The sequence below is a fragment of the Rhizobium sp. 22-785-1 genome, assembly GCF_053521965.1.
In genome coordinates this window covers 35,828-62,808 of sequence record NZ_JBNWDI010000003.1, presented here as the reverse complement: position 1 = coordinate 62,808, position 26,981 = coordinate 35,828, and the positions used below count along the sequence as shown (strand labels likewise).

The 26,981-nt window shown below is 57.6% G+C and carries 24 protein-coding genes and 2 pseudogenes; 9 read left to right on the top strand and 17 right to left on the bottom strand.

Going from position 1 to position 26,981, the window contains the following annotated elements:
- Nucleotides 1-53 precede the first annotated feature (53 nt).
- From ACQZ5M_RS07975 to ACQZ5M_RS07930, 10 genes are all read right to left on the bottom strand, one after another.
- Nucleotides 54-722 carry a type IV toxin-antitoxin system AbiEi family antitoxin domain-containing protein gene (locus ACQZ5M_RS07975; protein ID WP_449079416.1) on the bottom strand — a complete coding sequence of 223 codons (669 nt, stop codon included), beginning with the start codon at nt 720-722 and terminating at the stop codon, nt 54-56.
- A gap of 509 nt (nt 723-1,231) precedes the next feature.
- Nucleotides 1,232-3,061 carry a TniQ family protein gene (locus ACQZ5M_RS07970; RefSeq protein WP_449079415.1) on the bottom strand — a complete coding sequence of 610 codons (1,830 nt, stop codon included), beginning with the start codon at nt 3,059-3,061 and terminating at the stop codon, nt 1,232-1,234.
- Nucleotides 3,062-3,063: 2 nt separating this feature from the next.
- Nucleotides 3,064-4,146 carry an ATP-binding protein gene (locus tag ACQZ5M_RS07965; protein WP_449079414.1) on the bottom strand — a complete coding sequence of 361 codons (1,083 nt, stop codon included), beginning with the start codon at nt 4,144-4,146 and terminating at the stop codon, nt 3,064-3,066.
- Between the two features lie 11 nt (nt 4,147-4,157).
- Entirely contained in the window at nt 4,158-6,347 is a 2,190-nt protein-coding gene (locus ACQZ5M_RS07960) for a hypothetical protein (RefSeq protein WP_449079413.1), read from the bottom strand.
- A gap of 680 nt (nt 6,348-7,027) precedes the next feature.
- A complete protein-coding gene (locus tag ACQZ5M_RS07955; RefSeq protein WP_449079412.1) occupies nt 7,028-7,921 on the bottom strand; it encodes a Tn7 transposase TnsA N-terminal domain-containing protein in 894 nt (297 codons plus the stop codon).
- A gap of 695 nt (nt 7,922-8,616) precedes the next feature.
- Entirely contained in the window at nt 8,617-8,835 is a 219-nt protein-coding gene (locus ACQZ5M_RS07950; protein ID WP_449079411.1) for a hypothetical protein, read from the bottom strand.
- A gap of 37 nt (nt 8,836-8,872) precedes the next feature.
- Nucleotides 8,873-9,187, bottom strand: coding sequence for a hypothetical protein (locus tag ACQZ5M_RS07945; protein ID WP_449079410.1), 315 nt, complete (start codon nt 9,185-9,187; stop codon nt 8,873-8,875).
- A gap of 44 nt (nt 9,188-9,231) precedes the next feature.
- Complete coding sequence (locus tag ACQZ5M_RS07940) at nt 9,232-9,438, bottom strand: hypothetical protein (protein ID WP_449079409.1); 207 nt, start codon at nt 9,436-9,438, stop codon at nt 9,232-9,234.
- A gap of 552 nt (nt 9,439-9,990) precedes the next feature.
- On the bottom strand, nt 9,991-10,194 hold the full coding sequence (locus tag ACQZ5M_RS07935; protein WP_449079408.1) for a hypothetical protein: 204 nt from the start codon (nt 10,192-10,194) through the stop codon (nt 9,991-9,993).
- A gap of 142 nt (nt 10,195-10,336) precedes the next feature.
- On the bottom strand, nt 10,337-10,699 hold the full coding sequence (locus ACQZ5M_RS07930; protein ID WP_449079407.1) for a hypothetical protein: 363 nt from the start codon (nt 10,697-10,699) through the stop codon (nt 10,337-10,339).
- A gap of 494 nt (nt 10,700-11,193) precedes the next feature.
- On the opposite strand from ACQZ5M_RS07930, the gene ACQZ5M_RS07925 reads away from it, so the two are divergent.
- Nucleotides 11,194-11,835, top strand: a complete 642-nt coding sequence (locus ACQZ5M_RS07925) for a hypothetical protein (RefSeq protein WP_449079406.1) — start codon at nt 11,194-11,196, stop codon at nt 11,833-11,835.
- Here the strand turns inward: ACQZ5M_RS07925 and ACQZ5M_RS07920 are convergent.
- Both ACQZ5M_RS07920 and ACQZ5M_RS07915 read right to left on the bottom strand, forming a co-directional pair.
- Nucleotides 11,830-13,962, bottom strand: a complete 2,133-nt coding sequence (locus tag ACQZ5M_RS07920; protein WP_449079405.1) for a DNA cytosine methyltransferase — start codon at nt 13,960-13,962, stop codon at nt 11,830-11,832. The genes ACQZ5M_RS07925 and ACQZ5M_RS07920 overlap by 6 nt on opposite strands.
- A 391-nt stretch (nt 13,963-14,353) precedes the next feature.
- Nucleotides 14,354-15,082 carry a PIN domain-containing protein gene (locus ACQZ5M_RS07915; protein WP_449079404.1) on the bottom strand — a complete coding sequence of 243 codons (729 nt, stop codon included), beginning with the start codon at nt 15,080-15,082 and terminating at the stop codon, nt 14,354-14,356.
- A 13-nt stretch (nt 15,083-15,095) separates the two neighbouring features.
- Between ACQZ5M_RS07915 and ACQZ5M_RS07910 the strand changes: the two genes are divergently transcribed.
- From ACQZ5M_RS07910 to ACQZ5M_RS07900, 3 genes and pseudogenes are all read left to right on the top strand, one after another.
- Complete coding sequence (locus tag ACQZ5M_RS07910) at nt 15,096-15,284, top strand: hypothetical protein (RefSeq protein ID WP_449079403.1); 189 nt, start codon at nt 15,096-15,098, stop codon at nt 15,282-15,284.
- A 591-nt stretch (nt 15,285-15,875) separates the two neighbouring features.
- A pseudogene (locus ACQZ5M_RS07905) lies at nt 15,876-16,755 on the top strand (hypothetical protein).
- A gap of 377 nt (nt 16,756-17,132) precedes the next feature.
- On the top strand, nt 17,133-17,324 hold the full coding sequence (locus tag ACQZ5M_RS07900; protein WP_113260937.1) for a CsbD family protein: 192 nt from the start codon (nt 17,133-17,135) through the stop codon (nt 17,322-17,324).
- A 119-nt stretch (nt 17,325-17,443) separates the two neighbouring features.
- On the opposite strand, the gene ACQZ5M_RS07895 is transcribed toward ACQZ5M_RS07900, so the two are convergent.
- Nucleotides 17,444-19,510 (bottom strand): ATP-dependent helicase, encoded by a 2,067-nt coding sequence (locus ACQZ5M_RS07895; RefSeq protein ID WP_113260938.1) that lies wholly within the window; start codon nt 19,508-19,510, stop codon nt 17,444-17,446.
- Nucleotides 19,511-19,740: 230 nt separating this feature from the next.
- Here ACQZ5M_RS07895 and ligD point away from each other — a divergent pair.
- A pseudogene (ligD, locus tag ACQZ5M_RS07890) lies at nt 19,741-21,426 on the top strand (non-homologous end-joining DNA ligase); the annotation flags it as partial.
- Between the two features lie 121 nt (nt 21,427-21,547).
- Nucleotides 21,548-21,772, top strand: coding sequence for a hypothetical protein (locus ACQZ5M_RS07885; RefSeq protein WP_449079402.1), 225 nt, complete (start codon nt 21,548-21,550; stop codon nt 21,770-21,772).
- Between the two features lie 48 nt (nt 21,773-21,820).
- Here the strand turns inward: ACQZ5M_RS07885 and budC are convergent, their stop codons facing one another.
- The gene (gene budC, locus ACQZ5M_RS07880; RefSeq protein WP_449079401.1) at nt 21,821-22,582 is read right to left on the bottom strand and encodes a meso-2,3-butanediol dehydrogenase; all 762 of its coding nucleotides are present in this window, start codon (nt 22,580-22,582) and stop codon (nt 21,821-21,823) included.
- Between the two features lie 186 nt (nt 22,583-22,768).
- Between budC and ACQZ5M_RS07875 the strand changes: the two genes are divergently transcribed.
- Nucleotides 22,769-23,566 carry an alpha/beta hydrolase gene (locus ACQZ5M_RS07875; protein ID WP_449079400.1) on the top strand — a complete coding sequence of 266 codons (798 nt, stop codon included), beginning with the start codon at nt 22,769-22,771 and terminating at the stop codon, nt 23,564-23,566.
- 129 nt (nt 23,567-23,695) lie between these two features.
- Nucleotides 23,696-23,884, top strand: a complete 189-nt coding sequence (locus ACQZ5M_RS07870; RefSeq protein ID WP_112360776.1) for a hypothetical protein — start codon at nt 23,696-23,698, stop codon at nt 23,882-23,884.
- A 548-nt stretch (nt 23,885-24,432) separates the two neighbouring features.
- On the opposite strand, the gene ACQZ5M_RS07865 is transcribed toward ACQZ5M_RS07870, so the two are convergent.
- The 3 genes from ACQZ5M_RS07865 to ACQZ5M_RS07855 form a co-directional block, all read right to left on the bottom strand.
- Nucleotides 24,433-24,771 carry a GCG_CRPN prefix-to-repeats domain-containing protein gene (locus tag ACQZ5M_RS07865; protein WP_111851030.1) on the bottom strand — a complete coding sequence of 113 codons (339 nt, stop codon included), beginning with the start codon at nt 24,769-24,771 and terminating at the stop codon, nt 24,433-24,435.
- A 261-nt stretch (nt 24,772-25,032) separates the two neighbouring features.
- On the bottom strand, nt 25,033-25,692 hold the full coding sequence (locus tag ACQZ5M_RS07860; RefSeq protein WP_449079399.1) for an SOS response-associated peptidase: 660 nt from the start codon (nt 25,690-25,692) through the stop codon (nt 25,033-25,035).
- A 237-nt stretch (nt 25,693-25,929) separates the two neighbouring features.
- Nucleotides 25,930-26,166, bottom strand: coding sequence for a dehydrogenase (locus ACQZ5M_RS07855; protein WP_449079398.1), 237 nt, complete (start codon nt 26,164-26,166; stop codon nt 25,930-25,932).
- Nucleotides 26,167-26,437: 271 nt separating this feature from the next.
- On the opposite strand from ACQZ5M_RS07855, the gene ACQZ5M_RS07850 reads away from it, so the two are divergent.
- On the top strand, nt 26,438-26,920 hold the full coding sequence (locus ACQZ5M_RS07850; protein ID WP_449079397.1) for a thermonuclease family protein: 483 nt from the start codon (nt 26,438-26,440) through the stop codon (nt 26,918-26,920).
- Nucleotides 26,921-26,981 lie beyond the last annotated feature (61 nt).

Sequence of the window (26,981 nt, the reverse complement as noted above, 5' to 3'; positions counted from 1 at the left end):
TCTGATATGAGGGTCCTCGATGGAGGACATGAGCCCCACCGTCTTATGATCGCTCAGAACACGAGCCGAGCGTTGAAGCCTCGCTCAAAAGTAAGCAAAAAATCGCCATACGCTTGAAGTGTGGTCGATCGCGTTTCCAACGCGGCGGCGAGATCTCCCAGTCTGCACGTATCCCTCGACACCTTTTCGAAATACGCCGCAAAGCAGTCGAAAAGGTTTTCGTCCGTCACGCGCTCATGCGTACCCTTTAACGTGGGATTTTTGAAAGAGTATCTCCACAGGTCGAAAAGGGTTCTCTCTGGCGACGTTACTCGAATATCGACCTCTAGATGCCGGTAAGTATCTACGCCGATCTCGCAGTCTTCCAGCCGCGACCACCGCACGACGTCCAACGGGAGATCCCCGTCGGAGAAGATTGGAGCGGCGCGCCGGCTCGGCGGCAAGCCGATATGCTCATAACTCGGATCGCGCACGACTAGGTCATGCACGGCTGCTGCAGTAAATAGAAAGAACACCGCATTGGGACAGCGCTTGGACATGGCGCCCAGCTTGTCGAACAGGGGCGCATCTTCCCCACCGGTCGCACGATAGACGCCGCGGAGCGGCGAGGTTAGTATTCCAGCTTCCATTAGACGACCCGTCGCCGTTCTGGAGTACCCTAGTTGCTCCAGTTCCTTTGCCGAATACAATTTCTCGCTGGAAAGTTGGAGGTTCTTAGTCATCTGTCCAATTGTGTTCCACGTCGGCTTCTCCGATTTTCGGTGTAGGAAGGGCAAAGCGACCCCGACCTGCCTGTCCCACAGATGCGTCCTGCGGTTAGAGATTTATAAGATCGCTCGTTGCAAGGATCACTACGGCGTCGCTGCAACGCCCCGTTTGAGCGACGCCGTCCCAGTACCAATCCCAATCGACGAGGCGAGGTGCGGTGGGAACCTTTGCAGCGGTCAGTAAATTTGCCGACAGGCTCGCGCTCGTGCTCTTCGGTGTCCAAACGATCAATGCGTATGGCTCTAATGAAAACGCGCCCAGAGCGGACTTGAAGACCTGGTCACACATGAGCGACGGCCGGAGTTACGCCGCCGCCGAAATATTTGCTCCAGGTGTGAGATCAGCTCCTACACCTTTTCATCGAACGTAGCTCTTCGGCACGGCTCACAGGCACATGGATTTTTTTTTAACACTCACGTTGTCGAGTAGCGGAAACCCGACCTCCTTAGCCGAACCTGTTGCGTCAGGAAGACACTTGGGCTTGTCCGGCCAACGCGCGCTCGATGTCTTGTTTTCTATAGAACACGGGTACCCCGCCATCTGTAGCGATGGATGGACATACCGTTGCGTCTTCCAAGCATTTGATCAAAGTTCCACGCTGAAGTCCCTTCTCGGCGGCGCACTCGTTCAAGGAAATGTACTCGCCACGGAAGACCTCAAGCGCGGCCCGGCTGATGACCGGATAAGTCTTGGAGAAGCCAGGCAGGTCGACGATCGAAACCGGAAGCTTGCGCTCGCGCATAAGTGTGTTGGCAAGCGCAACAGAGATAATTAACTCGTGCGCGACTTCCTCGTAGTGGAGAACGGTTGCGTCGTATCGCGCTTGGGTCTTTCCTCGAACTTCCAAGTACGAGACTTTAATTCCGAAAAAATGCCGCCCAAATCCAGCGACGCTCTTGAGCGCGCCGCCGGCGAGAAGCTGGATAACTTCGTTAGGAGATGTGAGAGCCAGCCGAGCGGCGTCTCGAATCGTGACAAAGTCGTCTCCTCCGGCGGCAACAGATTTGGTCAGCCGGTCGAAAAGCTGCTCAGCGTCTCCTACGCTGTAAAGCTCTCCTCGATCGACTGTGGATCGAGTGCGTAGCGCGAAGTCACAGCTTGGGTCGAAGATGCATGTATCGGTGAAGTCTGAAAGTCCCATCCTCCGCACTAGCGCGACATGACCGATTAAATGCGCCTCGTGTTCGAACTCGTCTCGAAGCACGTCTTTCCCGAAAGCGATATCGGCGTCTCCTTTGAAGCGATGAGAGGTATCCAACAGATCAGCGCGGCTCAGCATCGCCCGCACCGTTGGCCTAGGAATTTTGTAGTGCCGAGAAATTGTCGAGATAGTGTGGATGCGCCGCTCGCAGGGGGCCCCTAGAAAGATGTCCTCTGGCCCTAGTGGCAGGTGTTCCTGGGCAATTCCGCGCAACAGTCCCGTCAGCTTGGGGTAGGCGTCAACGTTCCTGTCTAAAAGTTGGTAGAGATTGCCAAACAATGAAGACCTGGGATGCCAGGCGGCCGTCGCCCAGTACCGCTTCGCAGAGTCGGTAAGGTGATTGCGAAGAGCCTCTTCGCCTTGCGCAATCAAGTGGAAGCCATCCTGTCGGAGACGTGCTCTCGTTTCCGGCGCTTGCTGAGATACGCTCAAGATCTCACAGCCATGCTCAAGATGACAACCGACATGCTCACAGAGGTCAAGTGCAGCTTGGAAAGTGAGTTCGTCGAGCAAAGGTACTCTAATAGAGCCTCCGCCTAGCCGATCGGAGAAGTACAGATCCGATGCCTTTAATTCGACGGCCTCGCACCGTGACGCATGATAATCTACAACTGCCCAGCGCGACGACACGCACCTCACGAAGTCGTTGGAGGCTCGGCCAAAATCCTCGGTAACCGCGAGACGGACGCCATGCACAGCGCAGGCGTCAATATTTGCCAGCGCCCACGGCAGGCGCGCAAACGGCCTCTCGAGGTCGCTGCCCGTATTTACCGTCATGTCGTGCACGAGGCAGAGCGGGCAATAGTGATGTGGTCCGGAGCGAAAAGAACCCGCCTTGAACTCGTGGCCGTTCACGCTTACGCGCGTTCGACTAATTCTCCGAAGCTTCGCGTGGTCCAGTCTTGCAGCCGAGATGCCAAGATCGGCTGCAAGGTTACGTCCGTCGGACTGCGTGTCGCTGGAAATCTGGGACCAATTCGTACCGAGGTGCTTCAGGAGCGAGCGCATGTCGCCCGCTCCATTCACTGCCGCCGTGCGGGAAAGAAAGCTCTGAAGAGTTTCGATGGCGTGAAATTCTACGCGCTTGAGCATTCTCAAGCCTCCCTGGCTGCGCTGGTTGCCTTTGCGACCCTGTCGGCCCGTGCCTGCTTCGCGGCCAGATCAGCGAGGGCTGTGGACGGCGAAAGAGATCGCCAGTCTGCGGACAGGAAGATGTTGTGCTCCGGCTGGCTACCGGTTGCCAAAGCGTAGCAGGCGGCGAAATGCTCGCCGGTCACTTCGCTCAATCCATTTCGCATTGCGATCTGGCAAGCCGCGCGCGTCATCTGGATGATGGTGCCAAACCCGCCGTCGGAAGCCTTGATGAGCTTGTGGACGAAGTCGTTCGTGAAGAGAGCGTCATTGACCTGGAGTCCCGCATGGCCCCGGATGATGCCAATGCCGATAACTTTTACCCGCTCCAGGTCTGCGGGAAAGGTAACCTGCTCCAAGGACACGATCAGGCTCCGGTTTCTGAGCTGAGTCTCATGCTCCATGAACTTCGCAAGGACCGGCATGCCGGCGATGATCAGATGCAGCGGCCAGTTTTCGATTTGCAGAAGGCTCTTGAGGGTGTCGGCGACATTGACGATGTCGGCCTTCTTGTTGGCGCGAAGGACGTGCTGCATTTCATCGATGTAGAGAAACATCACCTGTCGCTCCCTTAGCGTACGCTTGGCGAGTTCGAAGAGTTCGTTTTCGGTGTAGCGCGAGGCGTCCGAAAGCGGGTATCCAGTTGCCTCGATGATTTTGCGGCCGAGAAGCTTCATGGATGTCGGCTTCGGGGCCTCGAAGTGGATCAGGGGACGGATCTCGTTCCCACGCTCGTCGAAATACGGCTTAAGTTCCGGACGGCTTAACAGCGTGTATTTCAACGCCGTCGTCTTGCCTGAGCCGCTCTCGCCGAGCACGAAAAGGGCTCGACGTTTGCCGACCTCGCCGGAAAATGCAGCCGCGGCGTTTTCGATGATCTCCGTCGTGGCGGCGTTGACGCGTACGTGCTGCTCGGACTCGATGTACATGCTGTTGAGCTTGCCGAACGCCTCTGCCCTGATGCGGGCGGCTGGGTCGAGTGCCGCTGCTAGGCGAGCTGCGGCCGAGGTAGCAACGTTCGAATTGTAGTTGGCTTCGTTGGTCATAGGTGCGTTCCTCAAATCTTGATGTCGGAAGTGGTGCGGATCGGTGCGGGCGCGGCCGGGATAACGGCGGCTCCAGGTGCTGAATCTGCGTGCGCGTCTTTGACGGCGTAGAACAGGTCGTCGTCCAGGCCGGAGATGCCGACCATCAGAGGATCATCGGCAAGGACGAGGCGTGCGAGCTGTGGATCTTGCTCACCCACGTCGTCGATGAACGAAACATTGTCGAAATACGCAGTCTGAGCCTTGAGCAAAGCAGCTTCGTCGATAGGTGCCGTCGCAATCCCCGCACGTGCCGACGCTGCCTCACCGGAAAGCCGCAGGCGGTTGACGGCGCCTAGCATGGATGCGAGGCCGGGTTCCGCGTTTCGACCATTCTCCACCGCGACCGCACGTGCCGCGGCCGTCCATTCCCAGATCGAGACGTCCTCCGGGACGCGGATCGTCGCCGGCACGGTGATCCATCCGTCGCCGTTCCACGCCGACACGGCGTCCAGACTGAAGCGGTCGACCTTGATCAGGACGGAGCTCTTCGAAGCGAGGCGGAACTGCTGAAGTTGCTTCGACTGGTAGGTGATGCCGAACATCGTGACGCCCATCTCCGTGATGTCGCGATAGGTACGGGTACCGAAGACCGCTCTCCGGACGCTCCTGGGCGGGGGCGGCAGCACACCGAACTTGGCGGACAGTCTCATCCATCGCGTATGCGGCGTCTCGCCAGTCGCCGAGTGGGGCTGATGGTGGTAGATGTCCACGACCGCCTGGACGAGAAGAAGATTGAGCTGATCGATCGACAGCGTCACACGATCCTCCGACCGGTAGTCGCCGCGTTCAAAGATGTCGCTGAATGTCCTTCCTTCGAACCATGCTAGAAGCTGGCCACCGAACGTCCGGAAGACGGCTTCGATGGAACCACGAAGCCAAGGTACACCCGCTGGTGGATGCATATACTGCACGTCGAGAGCAGAGAACACGGCACGCACGGCGTTTGACGCAAGAGCTCCTCCGTTGTCGGCTACGGCCGTTTCCATCAGGCAATGGTATGGCCACGAGCTCTCCGCGCCGGCAAGCTTCGCCAACGGCGACTTGTCGGTCACCACCATCTCGACGGCGTCGATCATCGTCTTTTCGGTCGCCGCGGCCGGAGTGAATCTCATTGCCACGATGCACTTGGTGGCGACGTCGATCCCTACGATAACCTTCAAGCGCACGCGCTTGATCGCGGCCAGCTCGTCTTTGGTCAGATGGTCCAGAAGCTTGGCCCAGGATAACCATGCGATCAGGTCCACGGTCAATTCGTCGAACTCGACCACCTCGCCGGGACGTTCGACTTCGTGATTTCCGTACGCGATGCGATAGAGGTTTGCCGCGGCCTCCTTTCCTTCGCGGGCGGCGGCAAGCCAAAATGCGTTCAATGCTTTTACAAGCTTGAGAAACTGCTTGTAGGAAGGGATTGAATGCAGCCGGATGTTCTGCGCGTCGCGTTCGGTATTAAGCTCTACGAGATGGGCAACCAGCGCCCTATGCACGTCCGTCACAAAAGGCTTCTTCGGATTTGCGTATTCGCGCGCAAATTGGCTCCAGATCTGCACATCCTGCGCCTGATGGAGTTCAAGACGTTTGGTTTTTCCCGAGCACAACTTAGTAAGGCTCATCGCGTCGTACCCGCTCTCCTGATATCGAGCCATCAACCGCCGAAAGTGTCGCGGGCTGGGCATTTTCACAACGGAAGTGACCGTGCCACCTTGCAGCTTCTTCGGTTCAAGTTCTTCGCGGATTTGCGGAAGAACCCGCTCGAGCGAGGGGTCGCTCAGGTGAATCTTCGATACGCTAGGATCGTGTTCGGCAGCGTGCTTGCGTCGGAGCCAGGCGTCCAGATAGGCTTGATAGGCGACGACACGCAGCATTTTCTTTTCAGGCAGATCGACGACTGTCGGTCTTTCGGGTTTGGACCGGGTTTTTCTCCGCCCGTCCGCAAAGTAGTACTGCTGCACTTCGGCACGACCATTCTTAATCAAGTCGTAGAACCGGAGATGGGTGAATTTCTCACGCTGGTCAGGGCGATCGACCGGAACCATGGTGTGTTCTCTTTCGTCGGTGTCGACCAGCCGGTACTGATGTTTGCCGTCGATCGTGATGAGAGCGGTCTTCCAGATGCAATAGCGCGGCACTGGAAGGCGGAGGTTGCGGACAAGCTCGTTCATTCGGTAGTCCTTTCGAGAAGTAATTGGGTGATTACAGAGCGCAGGTAGTCCTTCGCCGTCGCGATGGCGTCGGCGCTTTGTTCGGCACAAGCTGCCAAATCAGGGGGCGAGTTATCGGAGCTGTTCGCCGATTTGGGGCGAGTTTGCGATGTCGAACCGGTTACCCGAAGCAGTGCGGCGTGGACGGGTCAGTATTCAAGCGGCCAACTCTAGTTGGATTGAAGGACCCACGGCGTTGACTTGCAGCTAACTTCGCGACAACTGTGTAGCTTCGGATCTCCAACGAGCGAAGGCGCCAGCGACTATCAAGAGGTATTTGCTTTCCTGCAAAAATCGGCCTTACGCGCCCACATCGACAAGCTAAGGGGTAGCGGGCATTCGATATGATGGAAAATCTTGCCGCCTCCAGTTTTGTCGTCGGTGTAGGGGGGCATGACCGACAGCATATCTGCAGAGCGACCTCCTCGACCGGCGGTGTGTCGTGCTCGAGCTGCTTCAGGCCCAAAATTCACCGCGACCACATTGTCCAAGTGTCGCTTTGCGCGCCCCAGATTCAATAGCAAAGCGCTCGATCGGACTACGTCGTTTTCGGCAGACCGAAGAAACGTGCCCGCACGAGTATGTTTGGGGTTAGCCTTGCTTGGCGTACGTCTGATAGCTGCTTTCATCTTCCCTCTCCTTCAATGAAAAGTGTTTCTGCGAAGCCAGGACAAGTCCTCGATCCGACCATGCTCTTCTGGCTCTAGCTCGCCCTGGTCGATCAGGTTCCAGATTGCAGTTCGACGCGCGGCCTGGCATCCAGCGCCAGCTAGCAGATCATGGAAACGCGTCGAACCGTGAACAACGCTGATGCGTTCGAGAGCCTGGTTGTACTCAGTCTGGCTGAACATCCGCCTGGACCGTAGGATCCAAGCTGCGTTATACTCGTCTTCGAGGCCCGCGCGAGCGTCGGTGAAAAGTGCGACGGCGTCGGCGTAGCCACCAATTCCCTGATCGGAGACCAGCCGCAGAGTCCTGAGGATCCCGGATGAGCGCACCTTTCTCGCAGGTTTGACCGCGACTGCGACACGCTGCTGATTGCTCAACATGACCCAGAAGTCGAAAACGGTTTCACGCAGCGTTGCGTCGTCAACGTACTGCACGCGCGGATATTGTGACCTGATCTCGATCACCGATCGATGCACCTGCAGGATCTTGGCCAGCCGCGCTTCGATCATGCTTTCGGCGGATAGGCTCGCGTTTTGGCCACGATATGGGACGTGGCCGCGGAACGAAGACTTGGAAACGTGATCGACGGATCTCAGCCCGCTGGAAGGCGTCGCCTCCATCCAGACGTCGCCGACGTCAAGCGCGTCTCGCCCCGTGCGCCCGACATGTTCTGCGTCGGGCTGGAGATAGACCGTAGCACCAGGTACCTTGTCGTCCGGAGCGACGCCTGCGCGGCTATACCGAACACGCTCAAGAATGGCCCGCCTTGCGCGCAATCGACCTCGATGCCCGAAGAGCTTTTTATCGATCTCAGCGGCCGGCACACCGGCAATGATCGAGGGAGGGCGGTTTCCTTCGTTCTTCATAGATGTCTTTCCTAATGATGATGGAGGCGTTACAAGAAGCGCTAGCGGTCCCAAGGCGTTGAGGTCTACGTCAGCTAGTCCGAAAGCTGCATCCCCTCGACCTGCCGAAATATTCCTCGCGGCGACGAAATGATTTCAGCGGTGGCATTCGTATCGGGTTCTGCGATCGTCGTGCTTGCGGTTTCACAGGATACTTTGATCTTCCTGGTGTTCCACGAGCCGACGTTTCGTGGCTCGTTGAACTCGGCATCTGCGAAGGCTTCGATATCTCCCCAGAGGCTGTGCTGACACTTTGTACAGACGTGAAGCCGAACTAAGCTTCGTCGCTCGTAGCTGAGAGTTTTAGCTCTGACCGCAGAAGACAGGCTTCTCAGCTTTCTGCGAAGCTTCTCAATCGGAATCCCAGGATGCTGCGCGTGTACGCGTCAATCTCCGCGCAGAAGTGATAGTTCGTCGCATCCGCCGCGATGACATACTGAGCAGACGTGTGTCTAGACTGCCCTCGCCTCTCGATAGGAGGCGAGACGTGCGCACGCTCCCTTTCAGCGACTAACGCTCTTCCAACTGCCGACGTGGCGATGCGATGCGTGGTTCTGGTTGACGCGATCTTCTGCATGGCTTTCCATCCTGTTCAGTAAAATACTGCCAATTGCTTTTTCAGAGGCGGCAAGGCCGGGCCGGTTCAGATCGGCCGCTTAGTGGAGATACAGGGGCCGAGGAATGGAAAGCTCCTCGATCAGAGCTTCACCACGTCCCCCCGTGCCCGGCGCGATTTTCCAGTTATGAGGATGGTCGGAGTAGGGCACTAACAAGGGAACAAACCCGGCAAAAGCCGCGTAGCCTAAGCGCCCGCGGCGCAGGGATCCCATGTAATTCGGCTCGGGCCGCGGCATGTGCGAATTGAATTTCAGCATGTCGTAATCCTTTCGATAGTCGTGGTAGTTTGTTGCTTTAGTTGGCGATCGCGCGACGAGAGTGCAGCAGGCGAAACGCGCTGCGCTCGGCGCGCTCCTCCCAGGCTGACGCGATAAAATCGTTGCGAGTGGCTAGCTCGATCATTTCGACGCCCATCAGTGCCGCATAGGAGTTCTCCCGAGCGACCGAACGCTCGTAGGCTTGGTAAGCGACAGAAGGCGGGACGCTCCGGCGTCCGCTGGTCATGCGCGAAAAGGTCCGCCGAACGGCGTGGTCGCGTGCCGAGAGAGCATCGGGATTGATCCATAGACCGGGCGCCACTTCGGGGCCGTCGTTGCACAGATGGCTCATTTTTGTCTCCTTTGATGAAGTTGAGGGGCGAGAGCGATCTCGAATTAGTGAGAACGGAGATACGTAAGGGCGTCCGCGAACTCGAAACTGGCTCGAAAGGCCACGAAACTGGGCGGTACCAGGATCAGATCCCGATCGTTTTCCTCGTCGAATCCTTCGTTGAGCAATGCGAGATACTCAAGGAGCTCTTCGTAAGCGACCTGAACCCTCAGCCCCGCCTCGACCGCCTGTCTCGCGAAGGCGTCCATCACTCGAAGCGCCTCCCCGGTGGCGATACGTGGGGTAGCGGCAAAACTGCTTGGGACGTGCTCCCCGAGACAATGCGGAGCTACAGATGTAGGGAATTGGCTTGTCAAATAGGAGCGCATTTGAACCTCTTGGGGCTTGTTGCTCATAGAAGAAGGAAACCATCTACCAGTGATGGATCGTGACAGGCTTTGAGCCTCTCGATGCGGTCCTCATCTTTTGACACGGCACCTCACTGTGCGTCTGACTGGAAAATCGCGGACCGTTTTCGCGGCTTTCGACGAGAGAACTCGTGTGGCTTTGCCCTCAGTGATTCCGAGAATGACGCGACTGGCAGGCCTGAGCATAACCGTGCAAAGTAGCGCGGTATCTTGAGAAGTGAGCAAACGTGTTGGCTTCACGGCTCGCCGATTGAAGAAGCGGAGGCCTGCGCGTCCGCGTGCGTTCATAAGCGTAACGGAGCGGGAAAAGATGATGGACATGGAGTCTCGCTTATCGAAAATAAAGTGGGATTAGTTAGCGCCGGCGTGACGCTCGGCGCTCGGTGGCGGGAGCACCTACGCCGGGAAGTTCTTTTCCGCGGCCGGTTTGGTCTTCGCTAAATTGGAGCGTAGACGCGCGCGGTTCGAGCGTTGGCGATCAATGTAGCGGAGGTAGCTCTCCGCCCGTGCCACCTGACTGTCGCGGCGCGACAAACCCGCGTTAAGGTCCGAGGGGCCGTCGCTGCCCGCGAGGATGAATTTGTCGATGATATTGCGCATTGTGTTCCTTTCGCGAGCTTTGTTCGATGAGACCAAGACTTGTCCGGACCTGAGTGCTGGCACTGGTCGATCGCGCACGGGTTTCCGATCCGCCCGAAGGCAGTCCATGGTTCTCGATTGATTGGGATGTAGGGGAGGTGGCCTAGGCGGCGTGCAGGGCGGCTATTCGAACGTCGCCATCTTTCTGGTGTTCAACGACCAGTTCCGTGAGGTTCACCAGCGCCCTCGTCGCGGTCGTCCGAACACCGACTAGGTTGCTGCTGCGTCCGTCGTTGCGCTTGTCGAAGGATTTAATGTTACCGACCGACAGCTCGGCGTGAACCTGGGCTGGTGGGATAATGGTTCGGTCGGTTTTGCCATCTGCGCGTGGCGACGTATGGTGGTCTAAATTTCCGAGAAACGATCGTACGTCAGAGTTCAAGGAAATGAGCATGAGCATGAAGAAGCGGCTCAACAAGATGTTAAGCACGGCTGGCACGCGAGTGTCGGGAATTAGAAATTTCATGCGCTACTCCTGTACTTGCAGAACGCCACTATTGTCGCAGTATAACGGAGCAGCGAGCAAGTGAACGGCAAGTGAACGGCAACGAACTTATGGATACAGTTTATCTGGCACCGAGAACACGAGAACCGCAACGTTCCGGTCTGTTCTCATTCAAACATTAGCAGTAACGCCATAAAGGCGCGCAGTACGAAAGGAAGCAATTAGCTTCGGAGCGCCTTTGAGCGTCTTATTCGCACTATCTGCATTGTGCCAATCCTATCCAGCGAAGAATTCGTGTGCGCATTCCGACGCCGAACAGCCTCGGCGTCAATTCTACATTTATTAAAATTTTAACTATGGTTAACGGCGACGCCACGTCGAGTCGGCCAAATTGTCGTATGCGTCGCTCTGTCCGACGATCTTCCAATACCGTTGGGAGGCACGTCATGGCATATTTGAAGAACCGTCTGAACGAGATCGAGGCAATCCTCGGGCCGTTGACCATGGAGCTCGGATTGAAGCCGCGTCTTCGACGGGGTGAGGACATCGCTTACCTTACCTTCGAGCGCGAAGACGAGCATGGCGTCGTTTGGCACGCGCCCGTCAAGTTCGTTTTTCCGTTGTCCAAATACACGGGGCAGAAAGAGATCACTTGGGACAACGTTCGTCTTCAGACGGTTTCGGTCGAGAAAGTGCCTGTAGGAACTAATGGCTGGTCGTATTATTCGGGCGACGTCAGCGGTTACGGCGAACCCATTGTGTCGCTGGGATACCCGGAGGACGGTGCCCTTGAGAGGGCTTTCGAAGAAGCGAAATCCAGCTTTCTTGAATACTCGCTAATCCCTGACTACGATGCGCCGGGCGTGATCGAGAACACGGAATTGGTCGCGATGTGGCTTGAGTTGCGCCAGATCTGTCTTGAAAACGCCGTGGAACAGATCGACGTCGGTCGAGACGCTGATAGAAATGAATTCTACCGCTTCGAGCACGAAGGACGCATCGTCGAGCTTGTTTATGACGTCGGCTGCAACGTGAAGCTATTAGTAGACCAGGCGCAACGTTGGACAGGGTCGCATTACGATTTTCAGGACGTAGAACGAGAATTGAAAACGATGTTCCACGACCTGCAGGAGAAGCGGCAAACGGCCGCTTCATAGGTCAGTCCTGTCTTCGTCGTCGAGGTAGACGCTAGATTGGTCCAGGGATGGAGGATGGTCGCTTGTCGACATGCCCTGATAGTGGACCCTCTTACGATGAAGAGTTCCGCCCGTCTTCGCGAAGGCGATCTTCGGGTCGGAAAGGAACCACGATGCAGACTTTGTCGGCCACTCTGGTCCGCATGCAGGCCTGATCTCGCGAGCAAAATAGTGGAGGAGGCTGCGGCCTCTCGCTGCATTTTGGTAGTCGAAAGCGGCTCCCGTCAGGGCTGAATGTATGGCCAAGCCCAGCATCTTTGCCGCAGGTGGCGGAAAGGCGTTCCCGACTTGATGAGCGTCGATAGGACTTGCGACGAGATGCCACTTGTCCGGGAAGCCTTGTATCCTTCCAAGCATGCGGATTGTGAGACGAAAACATCCTGGGGACTTCAGTTCTTTTGGCAAGGGGGGACGAGAGGTGTATTCGGAGATATCTATGCCACACGCACGCCAGTCCCGGCTCTTCTTGCGTCCATGATATTTCGGCAGCGATGGGGCGAGCGGAATGCGCTCGCTGCAAAGATGCGTCCACTTCGCGAGATCGTCAGGACAGGGCGCTTCATCCGACAACCTTTTGCCGTGCTCATCAGACCCTCCGACCAAATCTCCTATTGTCTCCGCCAAGGTGCGCGTGTGGGGCGGGTCAACGACCGGCAGCACGAATCCATCAAGGTGTCCGTCTCTGGCTCCGATCATGACTGAGCGAGACTTGGCTTGAGCCAATCCCAATGACGAGACGTCCACCGAGTGCCAGCGCACATCGTATCCTGCGTCCTCGAACGGCTTCGCTACCACATGATCCGGGCTGGGGAGATCGGTTTCGAACACGAAAACCTTTGGACGGAGAATTCTGACGGCCAGCACCGATTTCTTGAATGCCCTGGATGCTGAAGCCTCGTGGTACTTTTTGGGCGAGTAGTAATCCCACGGCAAACCGCTGGTAACAAGATCGACGGCTTGACGTCTCTTGAGGCGACTAAGATCCCGTGCGAACGTGAGGAACCCATTTTTCGGCAAGTACCACTTCGGGCTCCATGAGGGTCTGTTTCGCCACAAGGCTTTTTGGGATGCTTGTTGGCTGACCCAAATCCCAGCGGCCTTGAACCCCGCTGCCTCGAGGCCCAACGCGGTTCCGCCTACGCCTGCGTCGATGTCAACGAACGAGGGAATACCTCGCAGATATGGGAAGGGGCCTAGGGCCTCTGAATGCGAGATTGCCGAGTGGCGTCTGCCGGCGAGGAACTCAAGGCATTTTCGTGGCCGCGATCGAAACACGTTGCCTTGTCCCAACTCAGCTCCATCGCCGAATGCGCCGGTCGCGAGGTCCCTGAGCGTGTGCCAGGTGTAGGCGAGCGAAGCTATCGCAATGCCTTGGGAGGCCGTAGCCGATGCACGATCACGCGGAGCGTGATTGGTTCCGAACAACGCCTCGAACATCTTGAGTGCTTTTGCGGCATCCTTTCGTAAAGGATGCTTCGCATCTCTCGACCAGGCCTCCTCTTCACCAGGCGTGCTAAACGTGCTGTCAAACACGCCGAGCAGTCTTTCAGTCAAGTGCTCGAGTCGAGCCAAAGAAGCCGCGCCAAACTCTGTTGCAGCCCTATCGAATTCTTTAGAGCGTTCTGTTCTCTCAAGTTCCTCCGCGGGAATCGTCTTGAGGGCGTGCGCTTGCTTAATTTCCTCGACGACGCCTACATCCACGCGATCCTTCCGCTTGATACGGATGTAGCACTCCGAACGCGTGCGTTCGTCTGAAGAAATGATAGCGTGAATAGTCGCGACAGTCTGGTTTCCCGCCTCCAGAATGCTCCTATGGGCGAGCACGTCCGGTGGACACCGTGCGATGATCCGAGCCTCATCCTCCGCCACGCCTAATTGCGTACGAAGCCAAGCCTCAAGACGTTCTCCGTCATAGTCCGACACGTCTCGAAGCTGTTGCCCCGCTTCTAGCATTGCCAGTAGATACTCGATCTGCTTCTTTTGAGATTTTCGAAAGCTGTTCGCGATCGACTCGAACTGTGCCAATTGGTGGCTACTGAAGTCTTCTTGGTTGTGAGATGCCGCTTGGGATGGCTGAGCTATGTCCATGTCGTTTCTCCTTGTGACTTTTCATAGCGCGGGAGAGTTACGGGCCGGATAAGGGGCGAGCTTAATATTTAGTGTCTCGATCGATGGAGTAGGCTCTTACAAGTTTCTTGGAAACCGTCAGGGTAGAAGATCGTTGACGCCGTCGCATTTACTGAGACGGGGTGACTCGTCTAGTGAGGGCTCACAAGGCGGACTAACTATCAAAACGAAAGATGGCTAGTCGCACCATAAGCGATCTCCGCATTATTGCTCAACCGACTCCGTTTAGTTCGCTAGCCGATTTACCTAAACCTGTCCCGTCGCGACGGAGAGATGCTTATCACTTTTGCAGGAGGGCCGACCAACCTCGTGATGTGCCCCCTCTGCCTTGCCATCTTGCGTGAGGGACTGATCACGCGCGAAGTCTGATGACGTTGCATCCGCCTGTATCTGCTTCCCGTGCTCCGACCGCTTTTCCTTTAAGGCTGCTGTTCTGCAAACCCGCCGAGTTGTCTTCGAAGCTCCAGCCTGAGGGAGGATGTATTATCCATTCCAAGCTCAAGGGATCAAAAAGGCCCGGTAGAGGGAAGTAGCGGTCGATCAACAAGAAGTCCTTCGCGTTCAATGTTGCGATCGGCATCTCGTGAGCGATTGCGGTCGCGGCTATCATCGGGTCGCTTCCGAATTTGAGCTTCTTCTTCTGCCCGCCAGTCGAATCGGGCCACATGATCCAGTGGTCCTTGAGCGGACCCTTGCAGGCCATTCGCGCGATGATCGCGCCAACCTCGGGCGTCGTTTCGGGTATCATGAAATCGAGGCTGAGGAAATGATCGCGCCAATTCCTGAGTTTGTGCGCTCTTTGTGGATCGCTGTCGACGATAAGTTCGATACCGTATGAAATTTCGAAGAATGCGGAGTATGGGATGGCTACTTTTGAAGGAGGCAGTGTCTCCAGCCAGGCCACAAGTTCGGGTCTTGGTCGAGGTTTCTGCGCTTCGGAGAGGATGTTGGTATCGAGGATGATGTATTCGGATGCCATTACAGTCGCTCCTTTGAACCATCCGATCGATTGATCGGAGTCGATTGTAACGGTACGTTGGAGTGGCTGGTAAATCCTTTCCGTGATTCCCGGCGCGATCAAGGAGCGAGAATCTATGGAAGATGTCCACGGATGGACCCCCGCGGGGGCGAAGGCCGACTTCGACCAGCTTCTTGAAGCTGCAAAAACCAAGGGACCTCAACGGATTAGCGATGATGAAGGTAGTTTTACCGTGCGCTATTCCAAAGCAAAGTCTCGGGAACGCGTCACTGATTTCCTGATAAAGGGTCTTCCGGAAGAATGAGACTGGGTAAGGATTCGTTAATCCTGGCATAGGACTTTAATCCTAGGCGCCAAATATACCACACTAAGGATCCCCCTAGGCGACGCCGGTGAGACGCTATAGTTAGTCAAGTGAGACACAATGTGGTCAGAAGCTTCTTCGGCGCTCATCCCTCGTTAGAAAGAAGTACCTACCACCGTCTGGATGATCCGAACGTTTCCGTCGCGGTGACCATACCCCACTATCGAGCCGGGGTCGCAACTCGCACGGTAATGAAGGAATCCCGACTCATGAAATCCCCGGTGGCATTCGAGAAAGCCTTGGAAGAACTCACAGAGGGACACCAAGAGGGAAACTTCGGTGGCCGCCGTTGGGCCGCGACCGTCCACAGATCGAAAGATGGACGACGAGTATGGCTGTTCGCCGAAGAACTTGGTGGACGTGAGATCGTGTCATTCAATTTATATCGCACCAATGATTCCGGCTCTGTTCTTAAGCCGTGCGAGATGTCTTCGGAAAAAGTCGTGGAGTTCGTTCTCCATTTTCGGCCCGCTGGCTAGGAGGGTGAACGAAAGCCGGTCGCTCGACGTTTGGTCGCGAAGGAGAAGGGCTTTGGTTGGAAACGACGAAGATAAGAGTTCCGAAACTGTCTCGTTCACGTTCGACCGCACGACGGTCGCGCGATTCCGTAAGACTTTTCCGAATGCTCGCTGGAGCGACGAATTGCAGGCATGGAAGGTGCCCGGAACTACTGCACGGCGTCGGATAGATCGATGGCTTGCCGGCGAACGCGATCGCCGCGATCCCTACGATCAGGAGCGAGGCCGCGATGCCTACGACTTCGAACCCATTCTCTCTCCCTACATCGAGGTCGCAGAAACTGGGTTCAGAATTCGGACGCCGTATTCAAAGACAGTCGTAGACCAATTGCGGCAGATCCCCTTCGCTCGCTGGAACGGCGAGGAAAAAGTATGGGAGGTTCCTTATTCCTCCTATGAAGACCTGCTAGATCGGTGGGAGGCAGTCGAGGTTGCAGCGAGGCGAGCAGAACCCGACGAGCGACGGAAAAGAGCGATTGCACGGAAGGGGACAGAGGATGAAGCAAAGGTAAAACGGAGGGCGTCAGAGCGAAGGAAGAAGCGGCTTCCGGTGCCGAGCGAATGATCTGCCGCCTGTTGGGCGTCCAGTCGCCACAACGTCCTACGGGATCCTGGTCATCTCGGAGGTCACCGGCGAGCTTGTAGATCCCAACGAAGTCAACGAGCATCATCCCGACGCTACCGATGAACATGTGTGGGCGGGATGGCGCTCGGCCACTTTAGAGGAACTGGTTCACACTTGGCCGGCACGAAAAGACCCGGATGCGGGCCAGCGGCGCCGGGGTTGGTGGCAGCCGACGCTCGATGAGTTGCGTGAGGCCAGGGCGTCCGCGAAGTCTAGAGAGCGTCGACGCAGATCCGATCCAGATCGATCTGAGGCAGAAAAGGGATAACAGGCGTTGCCTCAATGCTCTAAAAAGCGGGTATTTGCGTCACCCCCCTGACGCATTGCGTTCCTTGTGGGCGGCTCAGTGCAACACCGACGGATGGGTGGTGGTCTTCTGCTGGTCTATGGTCGTACCGACGTTCGCGATGGTCTGCGGATCGATCACATCTACGAGGGGATCGCTAGTATGTAATCAGCTCCTTTTCTCCGGTTGCAGCACGCCCCAGTTCGCCCCTCCTTTGAGACCGCCGCGCTTGACGGAAATAGCATCGCTTGGTCGAGCATCCGTCACTTTAGGTCAAGATTATAACAAAGAGGAACAACGACGCGCCTCAACTCGTTGTTTTAGCGATCAAGCAATCAAGCTCAAGAAGGAGAACTATGATGGGTAGTACGATGGACAAGGTTAAGGGCAAGGCGAACGAGATCGCTGGCGAAGCCCGCCAAGCGGCAGGCGATGCGACCGACAATCGCGAAATGGAAGCCAAGGGCGCCGCTCAGGAAGCCAAAGGCCACGCGCAGCAAGCCAAGGGTGAGGCGAAGGAAAAAGTGAAAGACGTCGTCGACCGTGCATAACGGATCGTAACCCCGCCAAAGGCCCCGAACTCGGTTCGGGGCTTTTTTTATGTACGAAAGCTGCTCATCCAAATTCGACATCGCGTTCGCGATCTATTCAGATCACACACGCACCAACGTCACTTCCACATGCCGCGCATGCGCGCGCCAACATCGATCCTTACCTGCTGAGCACTACGTTCAGCCGCTGCGGCCGAGACCTTCGGCCAAGCCATCGGCTCGAAGTATTGCAGCAGCGTAGCCGGGATAAACCGGGAGCGTGACGCGTAAACGTGCCGATCACCCTGCGAGCTCTGTCCGTGGGTGAAAAACCGAAGCGGGGTGATGAGCGACAAGCTGTCCTTGGCCCGCGTCATGCCGACATAGAGGAGGCGTCGTTCCTCCTCGATTTCCTGCGTAGTGCCTGTTCCCAGATCCGACGGGATGCAGCCATCGACGACGTTCAACATAAAAACGGAACGCCATTCCTGTCCCTTCGCCGAGTGAACGGTCGACAGGATGAGGTAGTCCTCGTCAAGCAATGGAACGCCGGCCTGATCGCTCGTGGCGTCCGGTGGATCGAGCGTCAGTTCTGTTAGAAAACGTTCTCTCGAAGGATAGCCGCTGGCGATCTGTTCGAGTTGAAGAAGATCAGCCTTGCGGGTATCTGCGTCTTCATGGATGCGGTCGAGATGAGGCTCGTACCACAGGCGGGCACGCTCGATATCCGAAGGCCAGCCGCCCTGCGTTTTCCGAAGGCCTGCTAGCAGTTGAATGAAGGATGTCCAGTCCTCGCCCGTCTTGGGTGGCGGTGGAATTTCGGCGAGTGCCAGGAGCGGCTCTGGATCGGACGCGATCGTATCGAGGATGGTGCCAGCCGTCTTGGGGCCGATGCCGGGCAGCATCTGCAGGAGACGGAACCCCGCGACCCGGTCCCGCGGGTTCTGAGCAAATCGCAGCACCGCCAGCATGTCCTTGACGTGGGCACTGTCAAGAAACTTCAGGCCGCCGAACTTCACGAAGGGAATGTTGCGGCGAGTCAGTTCGACTTCCAGCGTGCTACTATGGCTGGACGTGCGAAACAGCACGGCCTGCTGCTTCAACGTCATTCCGACCTCGCGGTTGGCGAGTACCTGCTCCACGATATAATTCGCTTGGTCGGTCTCGTCTTTGACCGTTACGAGCTTCGGTCGCTCCAGCGACTCCCGTTCGGTCCAAAGGTTCTTGGTGAAGCGCTCGCGCGCCAGTTCGATGACGCCGTTGGCTGCGGCGAGGATAGGCTGCGTAGATCGATAGTTCCGATCGAGCGTGATGACGTCCGCGGCTGGACTGAAGGACGCCGGGAAGTCGAGAATATTGCGGACGGTGGCCGCCCGGAACGAGTAGATCGATTGGGCGTCGTCGCCGACGACGGTGAGGCCGCGGCCACCGGGCTTCAACGCCATCAGAACCGATGCCTGTAATTTGTTGGTATCCTGATATTCATCGACCATCACATGATCGAAGCGGTTGCCGATATCGTCTGCAAGGTCGGGATCGCTGACCATCTGGGCCCAGTAGAGCAGGAGGTCATCATAATCGAGCACATTTTGGGCCTGCTTGGCCTCGACGTAAGCTCCGAATAATTCCTTCAACTGCTTGTCCCATGTGGCCACCCATGGATAGTGCTGGCGCAGGATCTCGTTAAGCGGCGTCTCGGAGTTCACGACGCGTGAATATATCGCAAGACAGGTGCCCTTGGTCGGAAAACGGCTGTCGGTCTTTGAGAAGCCCAACTCGTGCCGAACAAGGTTCATGAGGTCGGCGCTGTCCTCACGGTCGTGAATGGTGAAGTCCAGATTGAGGCCGATCTGCTCGGCATACATCCTGAGAAGGCGGGCCCCGATCCCGTGGAATGTCCCGGACCACGCGAGAGCATCTGTCAGGACGCCGGCATTGGCGCCCAGAACATTGCGGCAAATGCGCTCGACGCGGCGTGCCATTTCCGAGGCAGCTCTCCTTGAAAATGTCATCAGGAGAATGCGGCGTGGATCTGCGCCGTTGACGATGAGATGGGCGACGCGATGTGCCAGCGTGTTCGTCTTGCCAGAACCTGCCCCAGCGATGATCAGGAGCGGACCTGCGGAATTACCTTCAGGCAAGCCGACGCCGTGTTCGACGGCCTTGCGCTGCTGCTCGTTCAACTTTTCCAGATAGGCGACCGACATGAGCTCACTTCATTCTGACAACGAGAGCTACCCCTCGAACAAATGCGGAACATACAGCTAGCTTGCGACGTTGGGAAGAACGTTTTTCAGTCCGCTAATAATCAACTTGCGCCGACGCCGGGATCAGAAACCAACGGCAATCCAAATCGTTTGGGTCTTCGAGAGCAGTGTTCTCCGTCTTGAACGCTGAGTGAAGCTACGGCGTCGTTGCTGAGTATGGAGTTGATGCGTTGACTGACAATCTGAGTAAGTACCGATCGAAACGAGATTTCAAGCAGACGCGCGAGCCGAGTGGGGAGATCGAGGTCAAGGCGTCGAACCGGCGCCGCTTCGTCATCCAGAAGCACGACGCGACCCGACTCCATTACGATCTCCGCATCGAGCTCGATGGCGTGTTCAAATCCTGGGCGGTGACAAAAGGCCCATCTCTCGATCCGGGGGATAAGCGGCTCGCCGTCGAGGTCGAGGATCACCCTCTGGACTACGGCGACTTCGAGGGCACGATCCCGAAGGGTCAGTATGGCGGCGGCACTGTGATGCTTTGGGATCGAGGCTTCTGGGAGCCGGAGGGGAACAAGACGCCCGAGCAGGCGCTGGCGAAGGGCGACTTCAAGTTCACGCTGGAAGGTGATCGGCTCCATGGAAGCTTCGTTCTGGTGCGGATGCGCAACGACCGCGACGGCGGCAAGCGGACGAACTGGCTGCTGATCAAGCACCGCGACGATTACGCCGTCGACGAGAATGGCGCGGCTATCCTCGAGGACAATCAGACGTCGGTCGCCTCTGGGCGGACCATGGAGGCCATCGCCTCTGGCAAGGGGAAGAAGCCAAAGCCGTTCATGACGAAGGGCGATATGGTCAAGGCGGACGCCGTGTGGGACAGCCACGAAGGGCTCGCCGCCGAGGAGCGCAAGGCAGGTACGAAAAGCCTGGCGAAGCCTAAGACGGCTCGGACGAAGGCTGCCAAGTCCTCAAGCTCCAAATCAGCGATGCCGAGCTTCATCGCGCCGCAGCTTTGTGAGAGCCTGACACGTCCACCGGCCGGCAAAGGGTGGATCCACGAGATCAAGTTCGACGGCTACCGGGTCCAGATGCGCGTCGCCGGTGGCGAGGTCACCCTGAAGACCCGTAAGGGACTGGACTGGACGTCCAAATGGCCGGCGATTGCAGAGGCGGCGTCGGCGCTTACGGATTGCATCATCGATGGCGAGATATGCGCGCTCGATGAGCAGGGCGCACCTGACTTTGCGGCTCTGCAGGCGGCGCTGTCAGAAGGGACGACGGACGACCTCGTATACTTTGCGTTTGACCTGCTGTTTGAGGGTGACGAGGATTTGAGAGAGCTTCCGTTGACGGAGCGCAAGTCCCGCCTGGAAGCCTTGATGTCCGATGCGGACGAAGATCCTCGGCTGAGGTTCGTCGAGCATTTCGAGACCGGTGGCGACGCCGTCCTGAAGTCGGCCTGCAAGCTGTCGCTCGAGGGGATAGTGTCCAAGCAGGCGGACGCTCCCTATGTGTCCGGTCGGACGAAGACATGGGCGAAATCCAAATGCCGCGCCGGCCACGAAGTCGTCATCGGCGGCTACGCCAAGACGAATGGAAAGTTCCGCTCTTTGCTGGTGGGCGTCTTCAGCGGCAAGCACTTCGTCTATGTCGGCCGCGTCGGGACAGGCTATGGCGCCAAGACGGTCCAGCAAATTCTGCCGAAACTTCAGGAGATGGAAGCCTCCAAATCTCCTTTCACAGGGATCGGGGCGCCGAAAAAGTCCGGCGATATCGTCTGGCTGAAGCCCGAGCTCGTTGCCGAAATCGAGTTCGCCGGATGGACGGCGGACGGTCAGGTTCGCCAAGGTGCGTTCAAGGGCTTGCGCGAAGACAAGCCCGCCGCAGAAGTAGAGGCCGAGGAGCCGGCTGCATCGCCGACAAACTCGTGAGAGCCCAGGTGGACAAGAATGTTCGGGGTTGGGACCACGCCAGTGACCACGCGCCGGTTTGGATAGAACTGATTGAGAAGACAGCAAAACAAAGGAGAGAGAAATGATCGACGATTGGAAGCGCGAGGTCCGCGCCAGGCTGGAGGAATTGGTTGATGGCCTGGTCGTGAACGGCGTCAGTTACGAGGACGCCTGCAGCATGATTGTCGTGGAGGTCAACGCCCTGATGGTGGCCCATGGGCACGATCCGGATCCCGCTGACGATGAAGCCGTTGATGAGCCGGCCAATGACTGGCCGGCGGCGGAAGAGGGAAGACCTGTCGGATAGAACGTACCGCGGCCCCTTAGGGAAATTTCACGAGGGGCCGCGCGAAGCTTACTGGGGCGGCTGACCATTTGATGCTGACATGCCGCCATCCACAGGCAGGTTGACCCCCGTCACGAAGCGAGCATCGTCGCTTGCAAGAAATGCGATCACCGCCGCGACGTCCTCCGGTTCTCCCGGTCCCTCAAGTGCGAACCGTTCGTTAAACTTCGCAATCAGCTTGTCGTCGTCCATCATGTCCTCGGTCATGCCTGTTCGCGTCAGGCTTGGGCACACCGCATTGACCCTGACTCCGTCTTTTCCGTGGTCCATAGCCATAGCCCGCGTGAGATTGGTGACAGCACCCTTGGCGGCGTTGTAGGCGGCCATGCCCCAGTCGCCGCCTATGCCGGACACCGAGCTGACATTGACGATCGAGCCGCGCGACGTCTTCAGATGCGGGATCGCTGCACGGCTGGCGTAGAAGACGCCATCCACATCCGTTGCCATTACTCTACGCCAGTCGTCTGTCGTCAGGGTGCCGACGTCGCCTTCGGCGACGACACCCGCATTGTTGACGAGAACGTCCAAGCGTCCGAACTTCTCGACGGTGCGAGAAATCAGCTCCTTTACCTCGTCCTCATTCGACACGTCCGCCTCGGCGATAATAAATTGATCATCACGGAAAGGCTTGGCGACCTCTTCGAGCTTCGATCTCGTGCGGCCGACCAGTGTCACGACAGCGCCTTCGTCGAGAAAACGCTCCGCTGTCGCCTTACCTATTCCTGAGCCTGCGCCAGTCACGACGACGACCTTGTCTGCAAATCGCTGCATTGAAATCTCCTTGAGTGCGCAGTGGTGCATCCGCTCGAACGGGAGATATGCGGGGTTGTTCCCGATCCAGGGGCTCGGCCGTTTCGAGGCAAACCGTGACCATAACGAGAATGTCAGCGCCTGTCTGGCAGCGAAGCGGAACGAACAATCTGAATGCAGGTTGATTGGATGCAACAGGAACGCCCCATGACGTCGTCACATCTCGCGACCCTAGTCTCTCTTTTCATCATCCTTGTCGGCGCGACCTACCTCGTCGCGAATCCGGATCGAGTGTTGGCCGCGGACAGAGGAAATAAACTCGTGTCCCAGGCGGTCGACCCTGCTGGGAAGCCTTTGCAAATTGTGCAGGCGGAAGGCACCCAGAAACAAACCGCCTCTCAAAAAGGAGTGGTTCGCGCCGATCATCTGGTGATCCTGTTCCACGGGATCCGAGGACGAGGGTCCGTTATGCAGGCAGTGGGAAATTCCTGGCAGGCGACGCTTCCGGACACGGCATTCGTCGCGCCTGACGCGCCGTTTCCGCATAGGTCAGGCGGTCGTCAGTGGTTCGCCGTCGATGACCAGATAATGCGTCCCGAGCGGATCGACGCAGCGCGTCGAGCGTTCGACGGCGTGGTCTCCGAGATCATCAAACGGGAAGGGTTCGAAAACGCGCTCGACCGGGTGGCCTTCGTCGGGGTCTCGCAAGGCGCCATCATGGCGCTGGATGCGGTTGCTTCGGGTCGTTGGAAGGTAGGATCTCTCGTCACCTTCGCCGGACTGTTGCCGTTGCCGCCGACTTCGTCTTCTGTCGAAACGGAAATCTTTATGATGCATGGTTCTGCTGACAGGACCATACCAGCCGCTGCGACGACGACTGCGGCGAACCAACTCAAAGCGGCGGGGTTTCCCGTGACGTCAAAAATCTATCCTGGCGTCGGTCACACGATCTCTTCGGAAGAAGCCCGAGATGCCGCGACCTTTCTTCGCGACCGTTTCAATTAGGCGCTGGCGAACCCGCAAGGCGCGGTATCTACAAGAGGTATCCTTCATCGCACCACGCTCGCCGCTTGAGCTTTCCTGATCATGTTGTAACCATGGCTTCGGCCAATTACGGCCAAGGAGGATTCGGGAATGTGGAAGTCGGTTTTGATTGTCGCCGCACTCACGTCTTTCGCCGCTGCGCCGGCGAGCGCCGAGCAGTGCCGCGATGCGAAAGGCAAGTTCGTCAAATGCGAGACGACTAAGAAGAAGGTCCAGTGCAAGGATGCCAAAGGCAAGTTCGCCAAATGCGGCACTGCCGGCGCCACGCCTGTGAACTGAGCCGAGATGGTGGATGGCGGCCTTCAGTTGGGCTGCCATCAACCGCTAGGGATTGCCGCCAGCCTCACCTTCGTCGTTTTGATCCAAGACCGGTAGGTAGGCGTTTTGCTCCAACCATTCTTTGACGATAACCCGTACCAATTGTTTACGGCTGTAGCCGAGTTCTTGGGCGACGCTGCGTAAGGCTTCCTCAATGTCGTCGCCCAACGTGGGGGCGGGAGAGGGGAAAGAGATTCTCATCCTAATAGCCACCTGGACGCAGCGACGCCGCACGACGGCCGCAAAGGCTCCCATCGGCTGCACGATCGTAGGGCGAGTAACAGTTGCCAGGATACCTTATGAGACGCTGATTGGGGGTGCACGCCGCCATCAGACAAGAGATCAGAATAAGCCCTACGGATCGAGAAAGAAACGTTTGCATGTTGTGCTCCCGAGAATCCTAGAAAGCACAGCATTGTTTGGGAGTCGATCATAAAAGGACGCGACCGGCATGCTGGCCAAGCCCACCGCTGGGTTGGGCCCGCTTGTTCCAGCGGGCCGTAACGACGCTACCAGCGGTACTCGCGGTAATCGTACCCGCCTCTTCGCCATTCGCGCTCACGCTCCCAGGCTCTTCGTTCGCGCCACTCGCGCCGCGCCTGACGTTCTCGCCACTCACGACGAGCTTCCCAATCTCCACGACGACCCCACTCGCGTTCGTAGCGCGGTGGACCGTTCGGCCGGCAGAAGCCGCGGGGTGATAAGTGATACCCGCGCCCGCAAGCGTAATCGATCGTTTGGATGTCTGTCGTATCCCGCGCCAAAGGTTGCGCCATGGGCATTGCGTTCGCACTTGATCCCATCAGACCACTTAACAAAAGCACCGCGCCTAGAACTAACTTGCGCATTTCCATCACTCCTCGTTTGGTGGAGTGATTTAGCTCCCGATCCCGTGAACGGCGGCTGAATGAATCTTGATCGTTTTGTGGCAGCGTCCCAAAGCTCAACGAGCAGCGGATCGAGGAACGTCCCAATACGGATAGTGCTCCGAGCACCACCACTGCGGGGCGTCGATTTTGTTGTTGGAATAGCCGAAACCACCCACTTCTTGCAGCCTGGATGCGAGCAGTAGTGGTTGATATGAATTCCGTCCCCGGCTTTCTCGTCGCTCACAGCAGCGTTCCTTGGGGCGCCGCTTCCGCAACAGGCAGCAGGATCAAGCGCTCATCGGGCAAGGGCCTTTGAAGTGTCTTTGCCTCCTCCCACGTCGCATTCATCCATACGTCCACTTCCTCTCGGGTAGTCAACACCACGGGCATCGCCTTGGGGTGGATAGGCTTGACGACGTCGTTCGGCTCGCAGGTGAGGAAGCCGAAAAGCTCATGGTTGCCGTCTCGCGGGTTCTTCATCGATCCGCGCACGCCGTGCCAGTCAGTCCAGATGCCTGCGAAGAACGCCAAGGGCTCTCTTTCGTCGATCGCGAACCATCGCTTCGTCTTTCGAGGTTTGGTGTCTTCCCACTCGCAGAACCGCGTCCATGGCACGATGCAACGGCTCTCTGGCCTCAACCATCGGCGCCAGTGAGGCGACGTTACGTTGCGAATGTTGGTGACGCCTGTATCCGGTCGATCGCCAAGAATGTTCGGCGGGGTCGGCATACCCCAGGTGAGGCCGACAAGCTCGCGCACTCCGTCACGGTTTCTGATAACCGGGGCAGGGCGGTCAGGATAGACCTCTACTTCTGGTTCAAGGTTCAGCCTCTCGCTCATCGCCCCAGCAATGTCTCGCATTGCTTCCTGATTGGTCCGGACCTGATAAAGATTGCACATTCGTCACCTCGGTAGTTTGGCTACGGACAACTCCATGTGGCCCTCGTGGTTGCACTTGCTGCATCGGAGAAGCTTCTTAAGGCCGTCAACCGCCCTACCTTGGGTCGTCCTCGACGTGATCAGGTCGGCGCCCTCGTACCTCCAGGCGAGCCCACGGTGATCAGACGCCGCAGCACCTCGAGGCCCCGGAAATACGACGGAAATCTTCGCCTTAGGCAGCGACCGCGTTGCTAGCCTTCAGCGGGAATTGCGCTCCTCGTCGGGCATCCATCCTCTCGTATATCCTGCGCTCATGGCCGCGGTTGCCAATGCAAGCTGCTCCCGCAGGTGCCGAACGTCCTCCATCAACGTCTCGATCGCAGCTCGGTGGTCCCCATCGTGCCATGCTACGAGGTGGGCAACTGGATCTGCTACAGAATCTTTCAGCGTCGGGCGCACGTTTTTATCTCCGTTTTCGAAGTTCAATTTCCGCATGTCGTTGTCGGAAGCACGCACCCTTCGTGCTACCGATGTTCTGTTTATGTTCTAGTTTACGGAAGAGTCAACTATGATCCAAAGGAGGGGGAAGGGTTTGTCGGGATTTAACACATATCGGCGTCGACAACTTGGCATCCTGTCGTTCGCCTTTGCTTTCGTAGCGCTGAAGAGATAGTGCGCAGGACGCCGTAATCGGTAGCTCTTGAGCTATCTCTTTCACGAAGCGAACGGATTATCTCCAAACCTAAGCTCAATCTGGAATTATGACATGATCAGGACAACCTCGCTCGTATTAGCCTTGGCGTTCACTCCCTCGCTTGCTGCCCCGGCCGATATCACCGGGCGGGCATCCGTCATCGACGGCGATACGATCGAGATCAATGGAGTGCGGGTTCGCTTCGAAGGCATCGACGCACCCGAGAGCCGTCAGATGTGCGAGAACGCTTCAGGCAAGGCGTACAGGTGCGGTCAAGCAAGCGCGAAAGCTTTGGATGCCTTCCTTGCCAAATCGCGTCCGACGAAATGCACGGCGACAGGTACCAGCTACGATCGCGTCGTAGGCTATTGCGTGCGCGCCGATGGTATGGACGTCAACACGTGGATGGTGCGCAACGGGCACGCCATCGACTGGCCGAAGTACTCCGGTGGCCGGTACGCCCCCCAACAGGCGGAAGCCCAAGCGGCGCATGCCGGTATATGGGCCGGCGCATTCGACCTTCCCTGCCTCGTACGCGGCGCGCGATGCGATTGAGACACGGCGGCGGATGATGGGTAGCCCGACCGCGCCACTCTTGAGGCGGTGGTTGTTTGGG

Bases quoted from the DNA above. Each gene is read 5' to 3' on its own strand.
- ACQZ5M_RS07975 (WP_449079416.1), bottom strand. From the start codon at position 722: ATGACTAAGAACCTCCAACTTTCCAGCGAGAAATTGTATTCGGCAAAG.
- ACQZ5M_RS07970 (WP_449079415.1), bottom strand. From the start codon at position 3,061: ATGCTCAAGCGCGTAGAATTTCACGCCATCGAAACTCTTCAGAGCTTT.
- ACQZ5M_RS07965 (WP_449079414.1), bottom strand. From the start codon at position 4,146: ATGACCAACGAAGCCAACTACAATTCGAACGTTGCTACCTCGGCCGCA.
- ACQZ5M_RS07960 (WP_449079413.1), bottom strand. From the start codon at position 6,347: ATGAACGAGCTTGTCCGCAACCTCCGCCTTCCAGTGCCGCGCTATTGC.
- ACQZ5M_RS07955 (WP_449079412.1), bottom strand. From the start codon at position 7,921: ATGAAGAACGAAGGAAACCGCCCTCCCTCGATCATTGCCGGTGTGCCG.
- ACQZ5M_RS07950 (WP_449079411.1), bottom strand. From the start codon at position 8,835: ATGCTGAAATTCAATTCGCACATGCCGCGGCCCGAGCCGAATTACATG.
- ACQZ5M_RS07945 (WP_449079410.1), bottom strand. From the start codon at position 9,187: ATGAGCCATCTGTGCAACGACGGCCCCGAAGTGGCGCCCGGTCTATGG.
- ACQZ5M_RS07935 (WP_449079408.1), bottom strand. From the start codon at position 10,194: ATGCGCAATATCATCGACAAATTCATCCTCGCGGGCAGCGACGGCCCC.
- ACQZ5M_RS07930 (WP_449079407.1), bottom strand. From the start codon at position 10,699: ATGAAATTTCTAATTCCCGACACTCGCGTGCCAGCCGTGCTTAACATC.
- ACQZ5M_RS07920 (WP_449079405.1), bottom strand. From the start codon at position 13,962: ATGGACATAGCTCAGCCATCCCAAGCGGCATCTCACAACCAAGAAGAC.
- ACQZ5M_RS07910 (WP_449079403.1), top strand. From the start codon at position 15,096: ATGGAAGATGTCCACGGATGGACCCCCGCGGGGGCGAAGGCCGACTTC.
- ACQZ5M_RS07900 (WP_113260937.1), top strand. From the start codon at position 17,133: ATGGGTAGTACGATGGACAAGGTTAAGGGCAAGGCGAACGAGATCGCT.
- ACQZ5M_RS07895 (WP_113260938.1), bottom strand. From the start codon at position 19,510: ATGTCGGTCGCCTATCTGGAAAAGTTGAACGAGCAGCAGCGCAAGGCC.
- ACQZ5M_RS07885 (WP_449079402.1), top strand. From the start codon at position 21,548: ATGATCGACGATTGGAAGCGCGAGGTCCGCGCCAGGCTGGAGGAATTG.
- budC (WP_449079401.1), bottom strand. From the start codon at position 22,582: ATGCAGCGATTTGCAGACAAGGTCGTCGTCGTGACTGGCGCAGGCTCA.
- ACQZ5M_RS07875 (WP_449079400.1), top strand. From the start codon at position 22,769: ATGACGTCGTCACATCTCGCGACCCTAGTCTCTCTTTTCATCATCCTT.
- ACQZ5M_RS07870 (WP_112360776.1), top strand. From the start codon at position 23,696: ATGTGGAAGTCGGTTTTGATTGTCGCCGCACTCACGTCTTTCGCCGCT.
- ACQZ5M_RS07865 (WP_111851030.1), bottom strand. From the start codon at position 24,771: ATGCGCAAGTTAGTTCTAGGCGCGGTGCTTTTGTTAAGTGGTCTGATG.
- ACQZ5M_RS07860 (WP_449079399.1), bottom strand. From the start codon at position 25,692: ATGTGCAATCTTTATCAGGTCCGGACCAATCAGGAAGCAATGCGAGAC.
- ACQZ5M_RS07855 (WP_449079398.1), bottom strand. From the start codon at position 26,166: ATGCGGAAATTGAACTTCGAAAACGGAGATAAAAACGTGCGCCCGACG.
- ACQZ5M_RS07850 (WP_449079397.1), top strand. From the start codon at position 26,438: ATGATCAGGACAACCTCGCTCGTATTAGCCTTGGCGTTCACTCCCTCG.